14 protein-coding genes are annotated in these 19,154 nt (G+C 62.4%); 7 read left to right on the forward strand and 7 right to left on the reverse strand.

What is annotated here, in order from left to right; all coding sequences use genetic code 11:
• Positions 1 to 43 precede the first annotated feature (43 nt).
• The 6 genes from INQ43_RS07335 to INQ43_RS07360 all read left to right on the forward strand — a co-directional run bounded on the left by INQ43_RS07335 (position 44) and on the right by INQ43_RS07360 (position 7,855).
• Entirely contained in the window at positions 44 to 1,009 is a 966-nt protein-coding gene (locus tag INQ43_RS07335) for an IS1595 family transposase (protein WP_194036008.1), read from the forward strand.
• 518 nt (positions 1,010 to 1,527) lie between these two features.
• The gene (locus tag INQ43_RS07340) at positions 1,528 to 2,589 is read left to right on the forward strand and encodes a DNA adenine methylase (RefSeq protein ID WP_194036009.1); all 1,062 of its coding nucleotides are present in this window, start codon (positions 1,528 to 1,530) and stop codon (positions 2,587 to 2,589) included.
• A complete protein-coding gene (locus INQ43_RS07345) occupies positions 2,586 to 4,820 on the forward strand; it encodes an N-6 DNA methylase (RefSeq protein ID WP_194036010.1) in 2,235 nt (744 codons plus the stop codon). Before INQ43_RS07340 ends, INQ43_RS07345 begins: the two co-directional genes overlap by 4 nt.
• Complete coding sequence (locus INQ43_RS07350) at positions 4,807 to 5,409, forward strand: hypothetical protein (protein ID WP_194036011.1); 603 nt, start codon at positions 4,807 to 4,809, stop codon at positions 5,407 to 5,409. The genes INQ43_RS07345 and INQ43_RS07350 overlap by 14 nt, the downstream gene beginning before the upstream one ends.
• On the forward strand, positions 5,399 to 6,544 hold the full coding sequence (locus INQ43_RS07355) for an AAA family ATPase (protein WP_194036012.1): 1,146 nt from the start codon (positions 5,399 to 5,401) through the stop codon (positions 6,542 to 6,544). The genes INQ43_RS07350 and INQ43_RS07355 overlap by 11 nt, the downstream gene beginning before the upstream one ends.
• Positions 6,545 to 6,691: 147 nt before the next feature.
• Positions 6,692 to 7,855, forward strand: coding sequence for an McrC family protein (locus INQ43_RS07360; protein WP_228062436.1), 1,164 nt, complete (start codon positions 6,692 to 6,694; stop codon positions 7,853 to 7,855).
• A gap of 199 nt (positions 7,856 to 8,054) precedes the next feature.
• Here the strand turns inward: INQ43_RS07360 and INQ43_RS07365 are convergent, their stop codons facing one another.
• The 4 genes from INQ43_RS07365 to sbcD form a co-directional block, all read right to left on the reverse strand.
• Complete coding sequence (locus tag INQ43_RS07365; RefSeq protein ID WP_228062437.1) at positions 8,055 to 8,195, reverse strand: hypothetical protein; 141 nt, start codon at positions 8,193 to 8,195, stop codon at positions 8,055 to 8,057.
• A gap of 51 nt (positions 8,196 to 8,246) precedes the next feature.
• Complete coding sequence (locus INQ43_RS07370; RefSeq protein WP_194036014.1) at positions 8,247 to 9,914, reverse strand: MFS transporter; 1,668 nt, start codon at positions 9,912 to 9,914, stop codon at positions 8,247 to 8,249.
• Between the two features lie 73 nt (positions 9,915 to 9,987).
• Positions 9,988 to 13,404 (reverse strand): exonuclease subunit SbcC, encoded by a 3,417-nt coding sequence (gene sbcC, locus INQ43_RS07375; RefSeq protein ID WP_194036015.1) that lies wholly within the window; start codon positions 13,402 to 13,404, stop codon positions 9,988 to 9,990.
• Entirely contained in the window at positions 13,401 to 14,627 is a 1,227-nt protein-coding gene (gene sbcD, locus INQ43_RS07380; protein WP_194036016.1) for an exonuclease subunit SbcD, read from the reverse strand. Before sbcD ends, sbcC begins: the two co-directional genes overlap by 4 nt.
• A 207-nt stretch (positions 14,628 to 14,834) precedes the next feature.
• Here sbcD and INQ43_RS07385 point away from each other — a divergent pair, with 207 nt between their 5' ends.
• Positions 14,835 to 15,398: a DUF2939 domain-containing protein gene (locus INQ43_RS07385; protein ID WP_194036017.1), complete on the forward strand. Its 564-nt coding sequence runs from the start codon at positions 14,835 to 14,837 to the stop codon at positions 15,396 to 15,398.
• A 69-nt stretch (positions 15,399 to 15,467) separates the two neighbouring features.
• Here the strand turns inward: INQ43_RS07385 and INQ43_RS07390 are convergent, their stop codons facing one another.
• From INQ43_RS07390 to INQ43_RS07400, 3 genes are all read right to left on the reverse strand, one after another.
• Positions 15,468 to 16,913, reverse strand: coding sequence for an NAD(P)/FAD-dependent oxidoreductase (locus INQ43_RS07390; RefSeq protein ID WP_228062438.1), 1,446 nt, complete (start codon positions 16,911 to 16,913; stop codon positions 15,468 to 15,470).
• Between the two features lie 438 nt (positions 16,914 to 17,351).
• Positions 17,352 to 18,260, reverse strand: a complete 909-nt coding sequence (locus INQ43_RS07395; RefSeq protein WP_194036019.1) for a 5'-nucleotidase — start codon at positions 18,258 to 18,260, stop codon at positions 17,352 to 17,354.
• A gap of 87 nt (positions 18,261 to 18,347) precedes the next feature.
• A complete protein-coding gene (locus INQ43_RS07400; RefSeq protein WP_194033700.1) occupies positions 18,348 to 19,121 on the reverse strand; it encodes an NAD kinase in 774 nt (257 codons plus the stop codon).
• Positions 19,122 to 19,154 lie beyond the last annotated feature (33 nt).

A 19,154-nucleotide genomic window follows, 5' to 3' on the forward strand; every position in this document is an offset into this window, starting at 1 on the left:
GATAGACTTTCAGCCCGCCCCTTTGCGGGCTGGGGAAAGGCAAATGCCGAAGAAGTCCCGAGTTGAAAAGATCCTTCCGGCCATTGGCAACCTGACGGCGGAAGAGTGCTCGAAGTTGAAGCAGGCGTTGAAGGCACGGGAAAGCCAGGTCGAAGGCTCCGTTGTCCTCCAAAAGCGTGCGGAAAACATCGAGGGTTGTCCGCACTGCGGTAGCGCCTCCTTCCAGAAGTGGGGACGCTACAAGGGCAATCAGCGCTTTCGTTGCCAAGACTGCACCAAGACCTTTTCTCCCATCACAGGCACACCACTGGCGGGATTGCGCTATGCCGAAAAGCACATCGCCAACGCGAAATACATGGTTGCGGGCATGACGGTGCGAAATACGGCACAAGCCTTGGGAGTGAACAAGGACACGGCCTTCCGCTGGCGCCATCGGTTCCTGGAAGCCATGAGCCAGATGAACCCGACCGAGTTGTCCGGCATCGTGGAAGCGGACGAGACGTTCTTTCGGGAGAGCTTCAAGGGCAAGAAGAAGGACATGCCCCGCAAGTCCAAGAGCCGGGGTGAGCCCGCTGCGCAACGCGGCTTGTCGCGTGAGCAAATCCCGGTGCTGGTCGCCCGCGACCGCTCCACCGGCAAGACCTTGACCAAGGTGCTCCCCTCACGCACGGCCAAGGACATTGGTAAGGCGTTGGTGCCTGCGCTTGCCATGGATGTGGTGCTATGTTCGGACGATGCCAGCGCCTACCGCACGCTTGCCAAGGCCGTGGAAATTGAACTGCGTTGCGTCCCTGCCAGTCCCAAGAAGAAGCGCAAGGGCGAGGTCTACCACATCCAAAACGTCAACGCTTACGACAGCCGCTTGAAGGGCTGGATGTTCCGGTTCCGTGGCGTTGCCACCAAGAACCTGTCTAACTATCTGGGCTGGCACCGCTATCTTGATGTGCCGAAAACCCGCCCCACGCCTAGGAAGTTCCTCACAGGGGCGCTGGGGGACACGCCTCCATGACGACGATCTCCGGCTCTCAAGTCTTGAGAATCCACCATGTTAGCCTGCCCGCCCGCCAGCCCGGCTTTCGGTCATTTCGCTTTCTTGGGGTATGTGGACTTGAACCATCTTTCGCAGCCCAGACAGAAATAGCGCCTTGTCGGCTTCGCTCCTTTGTTGGCCCGCTTACCTCTCTTGATGTAAAACGGATGGCCGGGCGCATTTTGGTGATATCGGCAATCTTCGTAAGGGCAGTTTTTGGGGACACGCATAAGGAAGGCAAAGAAGTTGGATTCCCTTCGACTCTATTGCGTTTTATGACTTTGGAAAGGCTGGATTCTCACCGCGATTAGATTGCTCGTATTTCTGCACAGTTTCGGCGCTTTTTGGTATTGACGAACGCTCGATTTCTGCTTTGATGAGTAGAGGCGCCACAAAGGGTAGCGCCAGAAGATCGGGGTAAGTATGCGAATGGAACACGCCAACAACTTACCCATTTTTGGCGGAGTCATCGCCGTATGTTCCATTGAGGTTTTGTCATGACATTGCGCTACATCGGATCGAAAGCAAGGATGGCAGAAGAACTGGCCACGCACATCGGAAATCCTGATGGTGGGCGGTTTGTCGACGCCTTCTGCGGCATGGGGTCCGTTGCGGCTGTAGCGGCTGATTTGAAATGGCCTGTCGTTCTCAACGACCACCTGGCTTACGCTGTGAAGATGAGCGCCGCACGGCTGGCCTCAAAGGATGAGGCCGCCTTCGCTTCGCTGGGCGGTTATGCCGCTGTAATCGAGACCCTGAATGCCCTCCCAGGAAAGAAGGGTTTTATCTGGCAAGAATACAGTCCAGCCTCAGCGCATGCTTCTCGTGCCCGCATTGAGCGCCGCTACTTCACGGAAGAGAACGCCGCACGCATTGACGCCATTCGCGCCGCTATTTTTGACTGGCGTAATCATGGAGCCTTGAACTCCGCCGAAGAGACGGTGCTTATTGCCGATCTGCTGGGTGCCGCCAATCGAGTGGCGAATATTGCCGGCACTTACGGCTGTTTCCTGGCGAAATGGACGACCCAGGGGAAGAACAGTCTTGAACTTCGGATGCGTGATCTTCGAGGCGAGTGTGTTGCCGTGGAGCAGTCGATTGGGGATGTGAAAAACCTAGTCATTGATCCGCGAGATACCGTTTATTTGGACCCCCCTTACACCAAGCGCCAATATGCGTCCTACTACCACATCCTGGAAACGATCACGCATGGGGACGCGCCCTTGGTTGAAGGCGTAGCCGGGCTTCGGCCTTGGCAACATCTAGCTTCTGACTATTGCTACAAGCGCCGCGCTCTAACATCGCTAACGGGTCTCATTCGAGATTTGCCGGCGCGTCGAATCATCCTGTCATACAGCAATGAAGGCCATATCAGCCTTCCCGATCTGGAAGCAGCATTGACCGGTATTGGCGATATCCGCACCGTGCCCCTCAAAAGCATTGGCCGCTATCGTCCGAACCAGACTGCGAGCGACGCGGGTTCAGCAGTCGACGAATACGTCATGGTTATAGAACGAAACCCAGATACGCAGCGCCTAATGGCGGGAGCCAAGTCATGAGCAGCCCCAGGCCTTTCGAGATGCAGTTCCTTGGGCGCACGCAAGATCTTTTGTCTGCGTTCTCCCAGCGTTATGCGCCTAATCAAGTAGAAGCGCGTTTCCAAGCGTTGGAGGCAGCAGCAGCCCGAATGGGAACACATGATCTGGCCGCATTCCATAAAGTGTTTGGCCACAAGACTATCGCGCCTATCAGCACCCTGATGAAAGTGGGCGCCGAGTTGGTGGCTGAAATCGAAAAATGCGGCATACCGCCAGCCTTGGCATTGAGCGCGCTGGCTCGGGAGTCCTTGGAAGATTCGCAACAACGAAGCACAGGCGCATATCACACCGACTTTCGGTTGGCCCAGCGCGTTGCCAAGCTTGCCGCGCCGGGGCTCAATGAATCAAGTCGCGTGATTGATGTGGCCTGCGGCGCCGGCATTCTGCTTGCCGCCCTCACCATGGAAGTCTGTGGACCTGACAGGAAGAAAACGGCAGCCTGGTTTCGCAATAGCGTTTTCGCTGCCGACCTGTCCGAAGTTCCCTTGCGGGGGGCTTTGATCAGCTTGGCGGCGCTGACGGATGACATGAACGCTCTTGTAGAAATGCGGTCGCACTGGGTTTCAGGCGACAGCCTTCTGATGGATGACCAAGTATGGAGCGCGATGGCGCCAGAGGGATTCGACGCGATCGTGGCGAATCCGCCATGGGAAAAGGTAAGGATCACCAAGCATGAGTTCATGAAGGCGGCGGGAGACACCCGACATTACGGAGCAGACACTTCTGATGTTGATGCTGCTGCGCTCACGAACGAGCGCAAGAAAGTTGCGTCCTATTCGCAGAAGTTGACCGCCCGCTATCCGATTATCGCCCAAGGCGAGCCGGATCTGTATATGGCATTCCTGGATTTGCATTTGAAGTTGCTTCGTCCAGGTGGAAAAGCAGCCATCCTGGTGCCGGGTGGTCTCATTCGGTCGCAAGGAACAGAAGCATTCCGTCGCAAGATACTCCAAGAGGCTAGCGACATTTCCATATCGGTGCTTGACAACAAGGCCCGCTTTTTCTCCATCGATACCCGATTCAAGTTCTTGGCGGTCGCCCTTACGAAGGCCAAGTCCGCAAGGTGCCGGCGCACCCCGATCAAGTTGCTGCATGAGAGCGGCACGGATACCGGTTTGGTTGCCGCACACTCCGCGACGATCGGGCGCACTACCCTGGCGAAAATCAGGGCGGACCTGACGGTTCCCGAGGTCAAATCCGACAAGGAATGGACCTTGTTTTGCAAGCTCAATGAGAATGGAGTCCGCATCGATCGTCCAGGTTCGCAGTGGCAGGCGGATTTCTGCCGCGAACTGGACATGACGAATGATCGCCCATCGTTTCTTTCAAAGCGTTCCCCTGGCGCAATGCCGGTGATCGAGGGCCGACAGATCAATCAGCACCGATTTGGCGTAAAGGGTTATGTTTCCGGATCGGGCAGGTCAGCAGTTTGGAACTCATTCCAGGTAGGTAGTAGTCGTGTGGCATCGCAGTTCTATATTCCGCGAGCAGTCTGTTCTGAGCGCGCGCTAGCAAGGTCCGGACAGGTTCGTGCCGGCTTCTGCGATATCGCCGGTCAGACCAATGAACGCTCCATGATGGCGGCCCTAGTTCCTGCTGGTGTTGTTTGCGGCAACAAGGTTCCAACTGTCTTGTTCCCGAATGACCCAAGCGAGGATCGGCTGCTTGTCTGGCTGGCCATCGTCAACAGTTTCACTTTCGACTGGATGCTTCGCCGTGTCCTGACGACCACCATCAACTATTTTGTTCTTCGGGGCATACCGCTTCCGAACATCGCGAAGGGCGGTGTTCCGTGGCGTCGGATCGTCGGCCACGCGAAAGAACTGGTGAAACTAGACGCTGCCGGCGCAAATGATAAGAACTGGCAGCGTATTGGCTGGCTGCGCACCCAGATGGATGTCGAAGTGGCATTGGCTTATGGCGCTACCCTGGAAGACTTGACGCTGATGCTTGACGACTTCCCGCTGCTGGATCGCGCTCAAACTTCGTTACCCAATGAGAAGCGCTCCACTTTTACGCGCGACATGTTGCTCGCCGAGGCGTCAAAACGACTGCGCTCACTTGGTCGGTTGAAGCGTCAATGGGCAGAGCGCGTTGAAGCTGCTTCTGCGCTTGGCGCATACGCATATACGCCGTCTGAAATCGGCGCCTCGGAAGCAGACGCGATGGGAGAGAGCCGTGTCCGGGGATAAGGTCATACGTCTTCTTTACAAAGAGATCAGCGGCGGCGATATCAAGAAGTTCGCAGCAGAGTCCAATAAGGACGGAGAGGCGGGCGGGGGTGCTCGAGATCTTCGATTTGGTGGGTTCGATGAGCTGAAAGAATTTCTGGGCAAAATGTTCTCGGGTAGAAACAAGGTCAATCGAAAGCGAAATGGGAAAACGGAGCAGTTAGAGCAGTTGTCGGCAACTTTTCACTGGCTCGATGGTGAGGGAAATCCGCAGACGAAGACGGCATACGTCGAACCCCCTACGACTGCCAGGCCGAACGAATGGCGGCTGACACGGGTCGACACCTTTTCATGTTTCCGGGAAGAGGGTCTTCATGAGATTCCAGGAGACAGGCTCTTCCTATTGATTGTTCAGATGGAGGATGGCGCGGTCTGGCCCTACCTTCGACGTGAAAGTGAACTTCTGGTCCCTCAGGGTCAGCCAGGCGCTTGGCACCCCGATATTGCCAATCCCATCATTTCTTGCGCGAATGCCAAACGACCAAAGAATGTGATCGTTATGGGATTCAACGATTACACCCAGCTGAAGGGATACTGCAATGGCAAGTAAGCCTGTCTCTCGTGAATGCAGCGATGTTCTTGCTCTGCTTACGGCAGCAAAGAACGTTCTGATCTCTGGGCCGCCTGGAACTGGCAAGACCAAGTTGCTTGCCGAAGTTCACGAGGCTTTCTTGGGTGCTCCGGGAGCGCCCGCCAAGGTGGCAGTTCATGAGCCAGGTAGTCGAGTAGCCATTCCCGCGATTGCAAAGACTTACGCGCCTTATGCCGACAACCTACCCAGCCCTAGCAAGACGAAGCGTCAGGTGTTCAGAACCGTCTTTCACCAGAACTCGAAGTATCGAGACTTTGTGAGTGGCATTGCTCCTGCGGTAGGTGCCGGAGTTGCCCCTGGGACTTTCAAGGTCGTAGAGGGGACGCTTTATCGCGCAAGCGAGCATGCAAAACTTCCAGATGGCGCTTCACTCCTGATCATCGACGAGATCAACAGAGGGCCGGCTGTCCAAATATTCGGCGGCGCCCTCGTCGCGATTGAGGCAGACAAGCGGCTGGCTAGTGATGGCAATGCTGGTCCTGAAACCCAGTTCTTCGAGGTGCTGACCTCGCCAAATGGTGAGATTGTCGAATATGCGCTTCCTGACCATTTGTATATCTTGGCCGTCCAAAATCAGGCGGACACATCAGTTGAGCCGTTGGACGTCGCCTTTCTCCGCAGATGGGAGCCATATCGGCTCGATCCCAACTCATCCGTATTGAGATCCCATTACGGTCTTCCTGCCCTTACCGGGGCAGCCCTTCCGGAATCACCAACCAGCCCTGCTGATATTTATGAGGCAAGCGTTAGGGCTTGGGAAGCCGTCAATCAAAGAGTATCCCTGGGTCGTGGCGCGGAGTTTCGCGTTGGCCATGGGGTGCTCATGCGCGACAAGAACACAGCAACAACCATTGAGGCCGCCCAACTCGTCGTGGCGAACTCATGGGCACGGGTCATCGCTCATATCGAAGAAGTCTTCTTCGGCGATGTTCGAGGCGTGGCTGCAACCATCAATTCGATTGACGCACCGGCTTACCATCCCGTGAGGCTCCAGGAGCAAACCTTTGCGGATGATCTGAGGTATGAGCTTACCGGGCTGTCGTCTATTGGGCCCGCGAATATTTACGACCTGCTTCGCGCAATCGTGGGGTGAGTATTGACCAGGGGGCGCCACCGTTTCACGATCGTTGAGTATGCGCAGCCAGTTGATCTGATTGCGCAGGTGGCGCTGGCGATTGAACGGCCAAAGGATGAGGTTAGGCGCCTGCTAGCCCAGGCCGGGACCAGGACTGCTAGCGCGTTGGGTTTCGAAGAGAACCCCATAACGAGCAATGAAAAGGGCACGCGGGCAAAGAAAGTCGCTGGCCTATTGCGTATTGCGCCTTCCGTTGAGTTGGAGATAGCGCCGAAGTTTTTGGGCACCTCCGGGGACAGTTGGCGCGAAGATTTCTTCTTCCTGGCAACACTTTCCAAGCATGGACGTCTTCTTGCGTCAGAACGTTTGGCAGCTTCTGGCGGCGCCCCACCTGATCTTTCCGGGCTCGTCGCCAGAGCGATGACTGGAATGTATTGGGATCAACATCGCCGTCCTCTGCGCACTTATCGGCGAGAGGAAGAGGTGGACTTCTTCTTGGAAGGAGATATTGATCCTACGGACTTGGCTTTCCCGGATGTGGACGGCTATAAGCGAGAGGCTATTCGCCTTACGCGCAACAATCGACACAATGCATTGGTCAGTGCCGCTGCCAAGACCCTCGCCCCACAGGTGAGCGATCCTCGCGCTGCGGCTGGGCTACAAAGAATCTCCGCCCATCTAGGCGAGCAAAGACCATGGCAGCGAGGTCGGCAAGTTGTAAGGCCTCTTCCAAGTCGTTCCCGGCGTTGGCAGCCGCTGGTCGATTTGTCTTTGGATGTAGTGCAGGGGCTAGGCCTCGCGTTTGAGTATGGGACAGCCGCAGCGCCTGGATTTGTCGTGGCGACCTGGCAAATCTGGCAAGACTTGCTCACGACCGCTTCGCGCCTCGCGTTTGGAGCGCCGAGAGTTCATGCTACCCACGGCTACCAACTTGGGAATAGGATCAAAAGTCCAAGCGACAGGACTACACCATTGAAGGTCTACCCAGACCTCTCTATCGACCCCTTGGGGGCGCCGCCATTCCTTCTGGATGCCAAATACAAGGGGCACGTGGAAAGAGGACGCCTGATCGTCAGCGAGGCAGATATTTACGAAGCTGTTGCCTTCTCGCAGGCGTCAGCACGCGATATGGTCATCCTTGCCTATCCTGCGCCTGCCACTGATCCTCTGAAAGAGTTGGGGGCGACAAGGGTTTTTGAACGAGTGAATGTTGGCGGCACTCGTATCATCGCCATTTATGTCGAAGTCCGTGGTATATCGCGACGTGGTGGGCTGAACTCATTTTCTGCGAGGTTGGCTGACGAACTGCGCGCGCTAACGGCCCCATAGCTGGACGGCAGAACGTCGCTATCTTATTGATCTATAAGGGCCTAGAAATAGGCCCTTTTCTTTGCGTTAGCTGTTATTACCAACACGCAACGCGGACAGAGCCAATTTATATCTCAACTGTGAGCCAACTTGTCTTCAGACAACGGCACAGTCACGCTCCGACCACCGCGCTATGCCCCATCCCGCGCATCTTGCGCACCTAGCTCTGCACAGGTATCCGCTCGTTCACCGCATCCACATGGCGGATTACGCCGATCAGCTTGCCCTGGGCATTGAGGCTGTCGAGCGCTTCCAGCGCGACGTCGAGTGAATCCCGGGTCGCGGCCGCCGAAGCCTTCATCGAGGAAGAAAGATTCGATGCGGGTCTTGTGACTGACCAGATCCGACAGTCCTATGGCAACCGTGTGGGATCAATCAGCCGCTCGCGCGCTGGCCTGGGGGCAATCGGTGCGCACTGTCGTTCGATCATGCGTCGCACGACAGGCGCATCGCGACCGCAGTGCAGTGTCCGGATACGTTCGGATATGGCCGCGTCGTGGTGGGTCATGCGACTGTTGTGGCGCACGTAGTCGAGCCACGTAGGCGTCTCGTAACGCTCGATCCATATCTCGGGGTCGGCGAGATCGCGCAGCAGCGTCCAATTGCGTGCTCCATCTCGGCGCCGAACCCGACGTCGTTCGACCATCGCTCCCATGAACTCCCCGAGATCCGCCTCACGAATCGCGTATTCGATCGTGATCACGACCGGACCAGTTCTCCCGTCGACGGGGACGGCCGTGCTCGGCTCTTTCCACAAGTGCAGCAGATCGAGATTGAGTTCTTTCGTCTGCGCCACCGGCCACCAGCGTCCGAGCGCCGCGCCGCCGAGCATGACGACCGATGCCGCCAGCAGTGCCAGGGTGACGCTCGTGTCTGCCGCGACTTCACCCCACAGCCAGCTTCCGCTCGCCAGGCCGCCAAACGCAGCCATCTGGTAGATCGACAACGCGCGCGCGACCACCCAGCGTGGCGCCGACATCTGCACGGCGACGTTGAACGTGGCAAGCGCCAACAGCCACCCGGCGCCGGCCACCAGCAACGCGGCCATCGTCACCAGCAGCTGCGTGCTGACAGCGGCGATCGCTCCGGCGAGGGCAAACGCGACACTGGTCCAGCCAACGATGGCCCCGGTCGACATCCGCTGGCGCAGCTTCGCGTTTCCGACGGCGCCTGCGACCGCGCCCACGCCAAACGCACCGAGCAGCAGGCCATAAGTGAGCGGCCCGCCGCCGAGCCTGTCCTTGGCGAGCAGCGGCATCAGCGCCATGAGTCCGCTTGCCGCGATGCAGAACACCGCGCTGCGCACCAGAACCGTGCGAATGGCGGGCGATCCGGCGACAAAGCGGACGCCCGCGCCGACCGCGATGCCGAGCGTTTCCCGCGGCAGCGTCTGCGGATTCGCGGGTGGACGCCAGCGCAGCAGCACGACGATCAGCCCGATGTTGCTGACCGCGCTCACCGCAAACGCCGCAGCGGCACCGGCGGCCGCAACGATGGCACCGCCGATGGCAGGGCCCGCGCTGCGGGCGATGTTGAAACCCATGCTGTTGAGCGCCACTGCGCCCGGCAACTCCGCCCGCGGCACCATGTCCCCGACGGACGCCTGCCACGCCGGCCCGTTGAAGGCGCTGCCGCAGCCCATCAGGAAAGTGAAAATCAGCAGCAGCCACGGCGTGATCAATCCGCTCCATGCGAATCCTGCCAGCGTGGCCGACACGATCAGCATGAAGCCCTGCGCGGCAAGCATCACCTTCCGCCGATCGAGATTGTCGGCGACCGCCCCGGCGACCAATGAGAACAACGTGATCGGCAAATAGACCGACGCCAGCACCAGCGCGACCATATCGGCCGATGGGGCGATCGCGATCATCAGCCAGGAAGCGCCGACCGACTGGATGAGCACGCCAAGGTTGCTGACCGTACTGGCCGCCCAGACCCCACGGAACACCGGGTAACGCAATGGCGACAGCGCCGAGGGGGCTTGCTCGTTGTGCACGGAGCCGGATTCGTCTGGTGTCATTCAGGTCGGCTTTTGGGAATGGATCTGCGTCCGTAGCGTAGCAGTGCGGGCATGCCCGTCCGGCGGCTCAATCTCAGGGGCACACCACCGCGCTATGCCCCATCCCCCGCGTCTTGCGCACCTGGATCTGCACCGGTATCCGCTCTTTCACCGCATCCACATGGCTGATCACGCCGATGAGCTTGCCCTGGGCATTGAGGCTGTCGAGCGCGTCCAAGGCGACGTCGAGTGAGTCCGGGTCCAGGCTGCCGAAGCCTTCGTCGAGGAAGAACGAGTCGATCCGGGTCTTGTGGCTGACCAGATCCGACAGGCCCAGTGCCAGCGCGAGGCTGACCAGGAAGCTCTCGCCGCCGGACAGGGTGCGAGTGTTGCGCTGGGCGTCGGCCTGCCAGGTGTCGAGCACGCTCAACGCCAGCCCTTTGCCGTCGCGGACCAGCTGGTAGCGGCCGCCGTCGAGCCGCTGCAGGTGCTGGTTGGCCAGGCGCACCAGCTGGTCCAGGGTCAGCCCCTGGGCGAAGGTGCGGAACTTGTCGCCCTGCGCTGAGCCGATCAGGCCATTAAGGTGCTGCCATTCCTCCAGCCTCTCGCCGCCCTCGGCGATCTGCGTGTGCAGCGCCTGCAGGCCGCTGCGCTGGGCCTGATCCAGCGCGAGCTGGGTACGGATCTGCGTGGCCTGATCGCGCGCCTGCTCCACGGCGGCTTCGCTGGTCTGTGCGTCCGCAATGAGTTGCGCCAGATCCGCGTCGCTCCGGGGCGTGGCCTGCAGTTCGTCGCAGCGCTCGCGCAGTTGCGTGGCACGGCTGCGGATGTCGGCCAGCGCCTGGGTGAGCGCGTCCTGCTGGGTCTGCAGCCGTTCGCGTTCTTCCGGCGGCAGCCGCGCCGCCAACAGTGCATCGTGGTTGGCGAAGCCGTGTTGCTGGAGCGCGGATTCGAGCTGGGCTGTGGCGTGGGCGAGATGCTGCGAACGGCTTTCCAACAACACCTCGGCCGCGTGCAGGGCGGAGGCGACGCGCTGCACCTGCTGCTGCACCTGCTCCAGCTCCGTGAGGGCATGGCGTAGTGCGGCGGCGGGATTGGCTGCCGGTGCGAGCGCCTCACCGGGTGTTCCGGCATGGGGGCTCTTCTCCCAGCGCTGCTGCCAATGCTCGCCCTGCTCGCCCGCCTGTTTTGCTTTGCTGCGGTGTTCGACCAACGCGTGTTGCAGGCGCTGCAGTTCGGCGTCGCGTTGGCGCCATTGCGACCATTCCTTCTCACGCTCGCTCAGCCATGCTTCCGCATCGGTGGGCAGTGTGGTGTCCGGCAGGTCGGTGGCCAGTTGTTGGCGCAGGCGCTCGGCTTCGGTGACCGCCGCATCTTGGCGCTCACGCTGCTCCTGCTCACGGCCTGCGGCCATCGTCAGCGATTCGCGCAGGCCCTGGAGTCGGGTGTCGTGACGCTCCAACGCCAGTTGCCGTTCGTCGCGCTGTTTGTTCACGGTCTGCACGGCGGCATGCAATTGCTCCAGCTTCCCGACCTGCTCGCTCGCCTGTTTGCCTTGCATGCCGATGGCGGCGAGCTCCGCATCCAACGCCGATTGCTCGTCGCCCTCGGCAAGGGTCAGCCGCAGGGCGGCGCAGCGTGACGCCCAGTCTTCGGCGAGCTTGGCGTTTTGCGCACTCAATGCCTGCAGGTGTTGTTCGGTGCGGGTCAGGTCGGCTTGCCGGGATGCGCGCTGCACGTCACAGCGTCGGTGACGATCGCTGGCTTGCTGGACCTGCAACTCGGCCGCGCTGGCATCGGCCTGCGACTGGCTGGGGTCGAGCTGCCGGTACGCTTCGATGGCCGGGTGTTCAGTGGCGCCGCACAGCGGGCACGCCTGCCCGTCTTCCAGGGCCGCGCGGTGGCCGGCCAGGTCCATGATCTGGCGCTCCAGCGCGACGATGCGCTGACGGTCCTGCAGGACGCCCTTGGCAACATCCAGTGCCGACTGCGCCTTTGCCAGTTGCTCGGCGTCGCTTACGAGCGCGGTCTTCATCGACTCCAATCGCGCCTGTTCGTCTCTGATCTGCGTGCGCAGCGTTTGCCGCTGTTCGGCCAGCGGCGACAGGTCGCGCAAGGCGGCGTATCGCTCGCGCAGGCCGTCGCGGGCCTCGCGCAGTACGTCCAGGCTGGTGCCGGCGCTGGCGGTCGCGAACTGTGCGGTGGCCGCGTCCACCTGCGCGCTGGCCTCAGCCAGGGCCATCGCCAGCCCTGCCCGCTCCTCTTCGGCCGACTTCAGCCGCGCTCGGGATTGCTCGTGCCTGGCGGACGCGTCGGCGAGCGCTTGCTTGGCCTGCGCTTCCTGTCGGCTGGCGGTATGCAGTTGGGCGAATCCGGCGCGCCAGCCGGGCAGCTTCTCGCCCAGCTGCGCGTGTGCGCTCAAATCCCTCTGGGTGGACTGCAATTCGTCAAGGCGCTGCTGGTCGGTCTGCAGCGCCAAGGTGCTGGCCTGCGCGCACTGCTGCGCGAGGTGCAGGCATTGCCACAGGCCATTGCGCTCCAACCCGAGCTGATCGACGTGCTGTTGCTGCGCCTGCTCGCGGTTTGTCTTTGCGTCGGCAACGCCTTGGCTCGCCTTCTGCCACTGGCTGTAGGCCGGCCATGCGTCCTCGGCAGGTTGGGCGCGCTTTAGGCGCTCACGCGCCGGGGCGGCGGCGTTCAGTGCGTCCTGCGCGGCACGCTCATGATCGTCAACGGCGCGCAGCAGCGCCTGCACCTTGTCCAAGTCCTGCCGCCACGCCAGCGCTTCGCGGCTGTGCTGCCGCGCGACCACCAGACGCTCCACCTCTTCGGTCACGGCTTGCAGCTGTTCCTGCATTGCGGCGAGCGCGTCCTCTGGCAGCAGTTGCACGCCGCCGGCCGTCGCCTGCAGCTGCTCGACCTCGCGCTTGATCCGGTCGGTCTGCGCGTACACCCGCTGCGAGATTTCGCTGTAGATATCCGTGCCTGTCAGCTGCTCCAGCAGCTCGGCGCGCTCGTTGTCCTTGCTGTGGAGGAAGCTCGCGAACTCGCCCTGCGCGAGCAGGACCGAGCGGGTGAAACGGTCAAAATCCAGCCCGGTGCGGGCCTCGGTTTCGTCCAGTTTTTCCTTGATCGAGGTGGTGAGGATGCTGCCGTCGGCCAGCGCCAGCTCAACCTGCGGCGCCTGCAGCTTGCCGCCCGCCTTGCCATGCGCGCGCCGCTGCGACCAGAACGCCCGGTAGCGCTGGCCACGGCTCTCGAACTCCACCTCGGCCAGGCAGTCGGCGGTGTGCTCGGTCATCAGCGGATTCTGCGAGGCCGAGATGGTGGGCATGCGCGGGGTGCGATGGAACAGCGCCAGGCAGATCGCGTCCAGCAGCGTGGTCTTGCCGGCACCGGTCGGCCCGGTGATCGCGAACAGCCCGTCTGCAAACGCGGGGGCAGTGAAGTCGATCGCGGTCTCGCCCTTGAGCGAGTTGAGGTTCTTCAGGCGCAGCGAGAGGATCTTCATGCCGGCTCCCCGCCTTCGATGTCGGCCAGCACCTCATCGAAACACGCGTGCAGCCGTTCAATGCGCGCGTCGGTCAGGTCCTCCTCCTGGGCCAGGCGCTGGGCGAACACCTCGCGCGGCTGCAGCTCATCCAGGTGCTGGCCGTCGGCGGCATCGATCACCGCGCCGGCGAGGCTGCGCTTGCGGCGGATGCGCAGCACCTCCAGCGGCAGCGCGTCGACCAGCTCGGCGACCCGGTTCTGCAGGTCGGGCAGGTAGTCATCCACCTCGACCATGACCTCGACCCAGCCGAGCCCGCCGTCCGGCACTTCGGCGGCGATGGCGGCCAGTTGCGGCGGTAGGCTGGCGAGCGTGCCGGCCACCCGCCCCAGCACGCGGAAGCACGGCACCGGCAGCGGTGTGACCTCATGCAACTGCTCACCCCGCAGCTCGACCAGCAGCACCTGCTTGGCCTGGCCGATCTCGTCAAAGCTGAGCGGAATCGGCGAGCCGCTGTAGCGGATATGGTCCAGCCCGCCGACCTTCTGCGGCTGGTGGATATGCCCCAGCGCGATGTAGGCGGCCGGCGGAAACGCACTGGTGGGAAAGGCGTTGAGCGAGCCGACATAGATCTCGCGCACCGAGTCGCTGGTGCTGGCGCCCACGGTGGTCAGGTGGCCGCTGGCGACGATCGGCGGATGCTCGCCGGCGGCGTCGCGTATGGCGACGGCGGCCTCGTGGATGCGCGCGTAGTGGGAGGCGATGCCGTCCATCATCGCGCCGCGCTTGTCCTCGGCGCTCTGCCCGGCCTCGCTGCGGGAGACATCGCGCGAGCGGATGAAGGGCACCGCGCACAGGATCATCCCCGGACCGCCATCGCGGCCCGGGATCCGGTACACGTGCTCCTCCGGCGACTGCATCAGCGTTGGCACCACCAGCGTGTCCAGCCGCGCCAGCAGGCCGCGCGATTCGGCCAGCATCGCCGGTGAGTCGTGATTGCCGCCCAGCACGATCAGTCGCGCGCCCGCATCACGGATGCCGACAATGAAGCGGTTGTACTGCTCGCGCGCGTAGCTGGGCGGCGTGCCGGTATCGAACACATCACCGGCGACCAACACCGCATCCACGCGATGCTCCTGCACCTGCACGACCAGCCAGTCCAGGAACGCCGCATGCTCGGCTTCGCGCGATTGGCCGAGAAAGTTCTGGCCCAGATGGAGATCGGAGGTGTGCAGCAGACGCATGCGTAGCGGGTCCCCGGAGAGTCGTGGGCGCCAAGGCGCGCCGGATGTGGCAAAGACCGGCCAGTGTGCCTGCCGGCCCTGTTCCGGGCCATTCAATCCGCAATGGATCGCACCGGTTGCGACGACAAGGGCGCCGCGCGCGGTCGTGGTTCACCCTACGGCAGCGCTTTTGCGGCAGGCTTCGTACATGAATCAGGAGGATCGACGATGAAGAAATGGCTGCTGGCGGCAATCCTGATCGTGCTGGCGCTGGTTGGCTACGTCGCCGCCGGCCCGTACATCACCTACACCGCGATCCGCGATGCGGTGGAAACCAAGGACACCGCCAAACTGTCGCGCCAGGTCGACTTCCCACAGCTGCGGGCCAACCTGAAGCTGCAGCTGGACGACTACATGGTCCGTCGCGCGGGACCGGACATGCAGTCCAGCGTGTTTGGCGTGTTCGCTGTGCGCGTGGCCAGCGGCGTGGCAGGCGCGGCGGTAGACACAATGATTACCCCGGCAGGACTGGCGGCGATCCTGGAAGGACGCGCCGTGGTGCACCGTGTCGCCGGAGATACCGGACCGGACCCCTATCGCCCTGCCCGGCCGACCAACCCGCTGCGCGATCCCAGCTACCGGTTCGAATCGCTATCGCGCTTCAGTGCCACGGTTCCCGGTGAAGACGGCGAGGACATCACGCTGGTGCTGACCCGCCAGGGCCTGCGCTGGAAGCTCAGCGACATCCGCCTGTCCGAGCCCGCCAGGGACGCACTGATGCGGCGCCCCTGATTTCGCCGTCGCGGCTGACCCGGCACCGGGTCGGACGCATCTGAGCGCCCCACCCGATGACACTCGACGTCAGGCGCTCTTGCGCTCCTTGACCGCCGGCTCGGCGTCGGCGACGCCGGCCACATCCGCGCGCGACAGGTTCGCCTTGCGCACCTCTTCCGCGGTTTCGCCATCCTCGGCCAGGAAGGCCTCCAGCGAATCGTCCATCGCCTCCATCCACGGGGTGTGGTGGGGCGGCGCGAGGGTACCGGTCATCGTCGAGCGGTAGCTCTTGTTGCGGTAGCCCAGGATGTCCTTCTGCTTGTCGCGCTTCCATTCCTTGAACAGCTCGCCCATGCCCTCGATGTCGAAATCGGGGTAGTCCGTAGGACCGAGGATGTCGCGGATGTAGGCCGCCTGGAAGTCGATATCTTCGAACACGTCCTCCGTGGCCTCCTCCATCTCGACCCATTTGCGCGAGTCGGCGACCATCTCGTCCCTGGACGGCAACGCCAGCTTGCCCAGGATCACATCGCGGGCGTACCAGGCCTGGGCGTCGAACATGTTGAAGGTGTAGTACTGGTCCTGCATGCCCAGGTAGATCAGCTTCGGGTTGTCGATCCAGAAGATGCCCTTGTAAAGGTCCTCCGGGTACAGCCGGTTGTAGGTGCGAAGGGTCAGGTCATCCGGCAGGAACGGGAAGTAATGCTGGTAACCCGTGCACAGGATGATCGCGTCGACGTCGCGCGTGCTGCCATCGACGAAATGCGCGGTGGACCCTTCCAGGCGGGTCAGCAGCGGGTATTCGCGGAACTCCGGCGGCCACTCGTAACCCATCGGCGAGGTGCGGTAGCTGAAGGACACCGACTTGGCGCCGTACTTGTGGCACTGGGTGCCGATGTCTTCGGCCGAATAGCTGCTGCCGACCAGCAGCAGGTCCTTGTCGGTGAACTCGCAGGCGTCGCGAAAATCATGCGCGTGCAGGACGCGGCCCGGGAACTGCTCCAGACCTTCGAAGTACGGAGCGTTGGGGGTCGAGAAGTGGCCGGTGGCCACGATCACGTAATCGAACTCCTCGGTGGAGAGCTCATCGGCTTTCAGGTCACGGACGGTGACGGTGAACTTGCCGGTCTCTTCCGAATAATCGACCCATTGCACTTCGGTATGGAAGCGGATGCTGCGGCGCAGGTCGATCTTCTCCACCCGGCCCATGATGTAGTCCCGCAGCACCGCGCGCGGCGGGTAGGAAGCGATCGGCTTGCCGAAGTGCTCCTCAAAACTGTAGTCGGCGAACTCCAGGCATTCCTTGGGGCCGTTGGACCACAGGTAGCGGTACATGCTGCCGTGCACGGGCTCGCCGTAGGCGCCGACGCCGGTGCGCCACGTGTAGTTCCACATGCCGCCCACGTCGTTCTGCTTTTCATAACAGACGATTTCGGGAATCTCGGCGCCTGCGTTCGCGGCAGCCTCGAAGGCGCGCAACTGCGCAAGGCCGCTGGGGCCGGCGCCAAGGATCGCAATACGTTGGTTACTCAATGGAAACTCCTGTTGTCTGGCGGCGGGAAACAACCGCGATGGGGCGCGTGAATCGGGCGGCAGCGCACACGAACACATGAATCCGTCGGAAGACGGAACGAAAGTCCGTAGTGGCCCTCTCCGGTCACCAATCAGTGACCCGGACGCTCAGCCCGGTCGCCCCGCTCGAACAGCCGACGCAGGTGCGCCGCGTCCACGATCGACCCGCTTCATTCCGTTGACCGGGATCGCCCGCGAGGCGAAAAAAAGACGGGATTTCCTTCCCGTCATTGCGGCGAATGGACCGCCGAACCGCATGAGACACGGTTTGAATTGGGGCTTTACATCAACGGTGAATGTTAACACAAATGCAACGGCCATGCCAGTTTTGCGACCATCACACTCACCCATAGCGCTGGTCCGTGCTAGACGGGCGCTCCGACGGGCATCAAGCCCCGATCAATCCGGATTCGCGACGCCGTGCGGGACGTGGCCGGCGGTCACCAGACCGCGGGCAGACTCGATGTTGTGCTCGGAATCATCGAAGAAGATGTCGGCGCCAAACGCCTCCAGGAACGGCCCCTTGGGACGGCCGCCGAGGAACAGCGCCTCGTCCAGGCGGATGTCCCAATCGCGCAGCGTGCGGATCACCCGCTCATGCGCCGGAACGGAGCGGGCCGTGACCAGGGCGGTGCGGATCGGGGCTTCCTGACCCATCGGGAACGCGTCCTGGAGCCGGTGCAGTGCGTCCAGGAAGCCGCGGAATGGGCCGCCCGACAGCGGCTCGCCGGCGCGGTCGAGCTCGTGCTTGGAAAAAGCGTCCAGCCCGCCCTCGCGCGAGACGCGCTCGCTCTCGTCGCCAAAGATCACGGCGTCCCCATCAAAGGCGATCCGGAGCTGGTGCTGGCGCTCCGGCAGCGCCTTCGCGGGCAGCAGCGTCGCCGCGGCGACACCCGCGGCCAGCGCATTGCGCACGTCCTGCGCGTGGGTGGAAAGGAACAGGTCGGCACCGAAGGGCCGAATGTAGGGAAACGGCGGCGCTCCGTTGCTGAAAGCGGCGCGGCGGATCGCCAGGCCGTAGTGGGCAATCGAGTTGAAGATCCGCAGGCCGGTGTCGGCGGAGTTGCGCGAGATCAGGATGACCTCGACCCGCGGCGCTTCCGGCGGGGAGTCCTCGTTGAGCGCGAGCAGCTTGCGCACCAGCGGAAACGCGACGCCGGGCTCGAGCAGTTCATCCTCGCGGCTGAGCTGGTAGGCCGCGTAGGCGTCCAGGCCTTCGCTGGCAAACAGCGAATGGCTGTCTTCCAGGTCGAACAGGGTCCGCGAGGAGATCGCGACGATCAGCGGGTCGGCTTGGTTATCAGGCATGCCGATAGTGTGCGCGATCGGCGTCGCATGGGCTGCGATGGCGGTCTGGGCGCGCGCAAGCGTGAATGGCTACGCATCCCCGCAAGGCTAGCCACCCACAAACTGCTCGGTCAGCATCCGCTCTTCCAGGCTGTGCTCGGGGTCGAACAACAGGGTGACGGTGTGTTCGCTCGACTCGCGGATGGTGACCTGGACCACGTCGCGCACCTCGTGTGAATCGGCCGTCGCGCTCACGGGGCGCTTGTAGGGATCCAGCACGCGCAGGCGCACTTCGGTGTCGGCCTTGAGCACGGCCCCGCGCCAGCGTCGGGGACGGAACGCGGCGATCGGCGTCAGGGCGACCACCTGGGTGTCCAGCGGCAGGATCGGACCGCCGGCGGAGAAGTTGTACGCAGTGCTGCCGGCCGGCGTGGCCACCAGGACGCCGTCGCAGATCAGCTCGTCGAGCCGGCGCTGGCCGTGCAGTTCGATCGACAGGTGCGCCGCCTGGCGGGTCTGGCGAAGCAGCGAGACCTCGTTGTAGGCCAGTGATCGCACCCTCGCACCGGAGTCGGTCTCGGCCATCATCTCCAGCGGGCGCAGCACGGACGGCTTGGCCGCCTGTACGCGCTCAGCCAGTTGATCGGCGCTGTAGTGGTTCATCAGGAAGCCGACGGTGCCCTGGCGCATGCCGTACACCGGTTTGCCGAGTTCGCCGTAGCGGTGCAGCGTCTGCAGCATGAACCCGTCGCCGCCGAGCGGGACCAGCACGTCGGCCTCGTCCGGTGCGTGATCCCCGTGCAGGTCCACCAGCTCGCTGCGCGCCGCCTGCGCCTCTTCGGCAATGCTGGCAAGGAATGCAAAACGCGGGGATGAAGTCATTGGCCGCTCCGGAATCATTGCCCGCAGGATAGC

Origin of the sequence: Lysobacter sp. H23M47 (assembly GCF_015209765.1) — a bacterium.
Taxonomy (GTDB): domain Bacteria; phylum Pseudomonadota; class Gammaproteobacteria; order Xanthomonadales; family Xanthomonadaceae; genus Novilysobacter; species Novilysobacter avium.

Bases quoted from the DNA above. Each gene is read 5' to 3' on its own strand.
- sbcD (WP_194036016.1), bottom strand. From the start codon at position 14,627: ATGCGTCTGCTGCACACCTCCGATCTCCATCTGGGCCAGAACTTTCTC.
- INQ43_RS07400 (WP_194033700.1), bottom strand. From the start codon at position 19,121: ATGACTTCATCCCCGCGTTTTGCATTCCTTGCCAGCATTGCCGAAGAG.
- sbcC (WP_194036015.1), bottom strand. From the start codon at position 13,404: ATGAAGATCCTCTCGCTGCGCCTGAAGAACCTCAACTCGCTCAAGGGC.
- INQ43_RS07395 (WP_194036019.1), bottom strand. From the start codon at position 18,260: ATGCCTGATAACCAAGCCGACCCGCTGATCGTCGCGATCTCCTCGCGG.
- INQ43_RS07345 (WP_194036010.1), top strand. From the start codon at position 2,586: ATGAGCAGCCCCAGGCCTTTCGAGATGCAGTTCCTTGGGCGCACGCAA.
- INQ43_RS07385 (WP_194036017.1), top strand. From the start codon at position 14,835: ATGAAGAAATGGCTGCTGGCGGCAATCCTGATCGTGCTGGCGCTGGTT.
- INQ43_RS07340 (WP_194036009.1), top strand. From the start codon at position 1,528: ATGACATTGCGCTACATCGGATCGAAAGCAAGGATGGCAGAAGAACTG.
- INQ43_RS07355 (WP_194036012.1), top strand. From the start codon at position 5,399: ATGGCAAGTAAGCCTGTCTCTCGTGAATGCAGCGATGTTCTTGCTCTG.
- INQ43_RS07370 (WP_194036014.1), bottom strand. From the start codon at position 9,914: ATGACACCAGACGAATCCGGCTCCGTGCACAACGAGCAAGCCCCCTCG.
- INQ43_RS07335 (WP_194036008.1), top strand. From the start codon at position 44: ATGCCGAAGAAGTCCCGAGTTGAAAAGATCCTTCCGGCCATTGGCAAC.
- INQ43_RS07365 (WP_228062437.1), bottom strand. From the start codon at position 8,195: ATGAAGGCTTCGGCGGCCGCGACCCGGGATTCACTCGACGTCGCGCTG.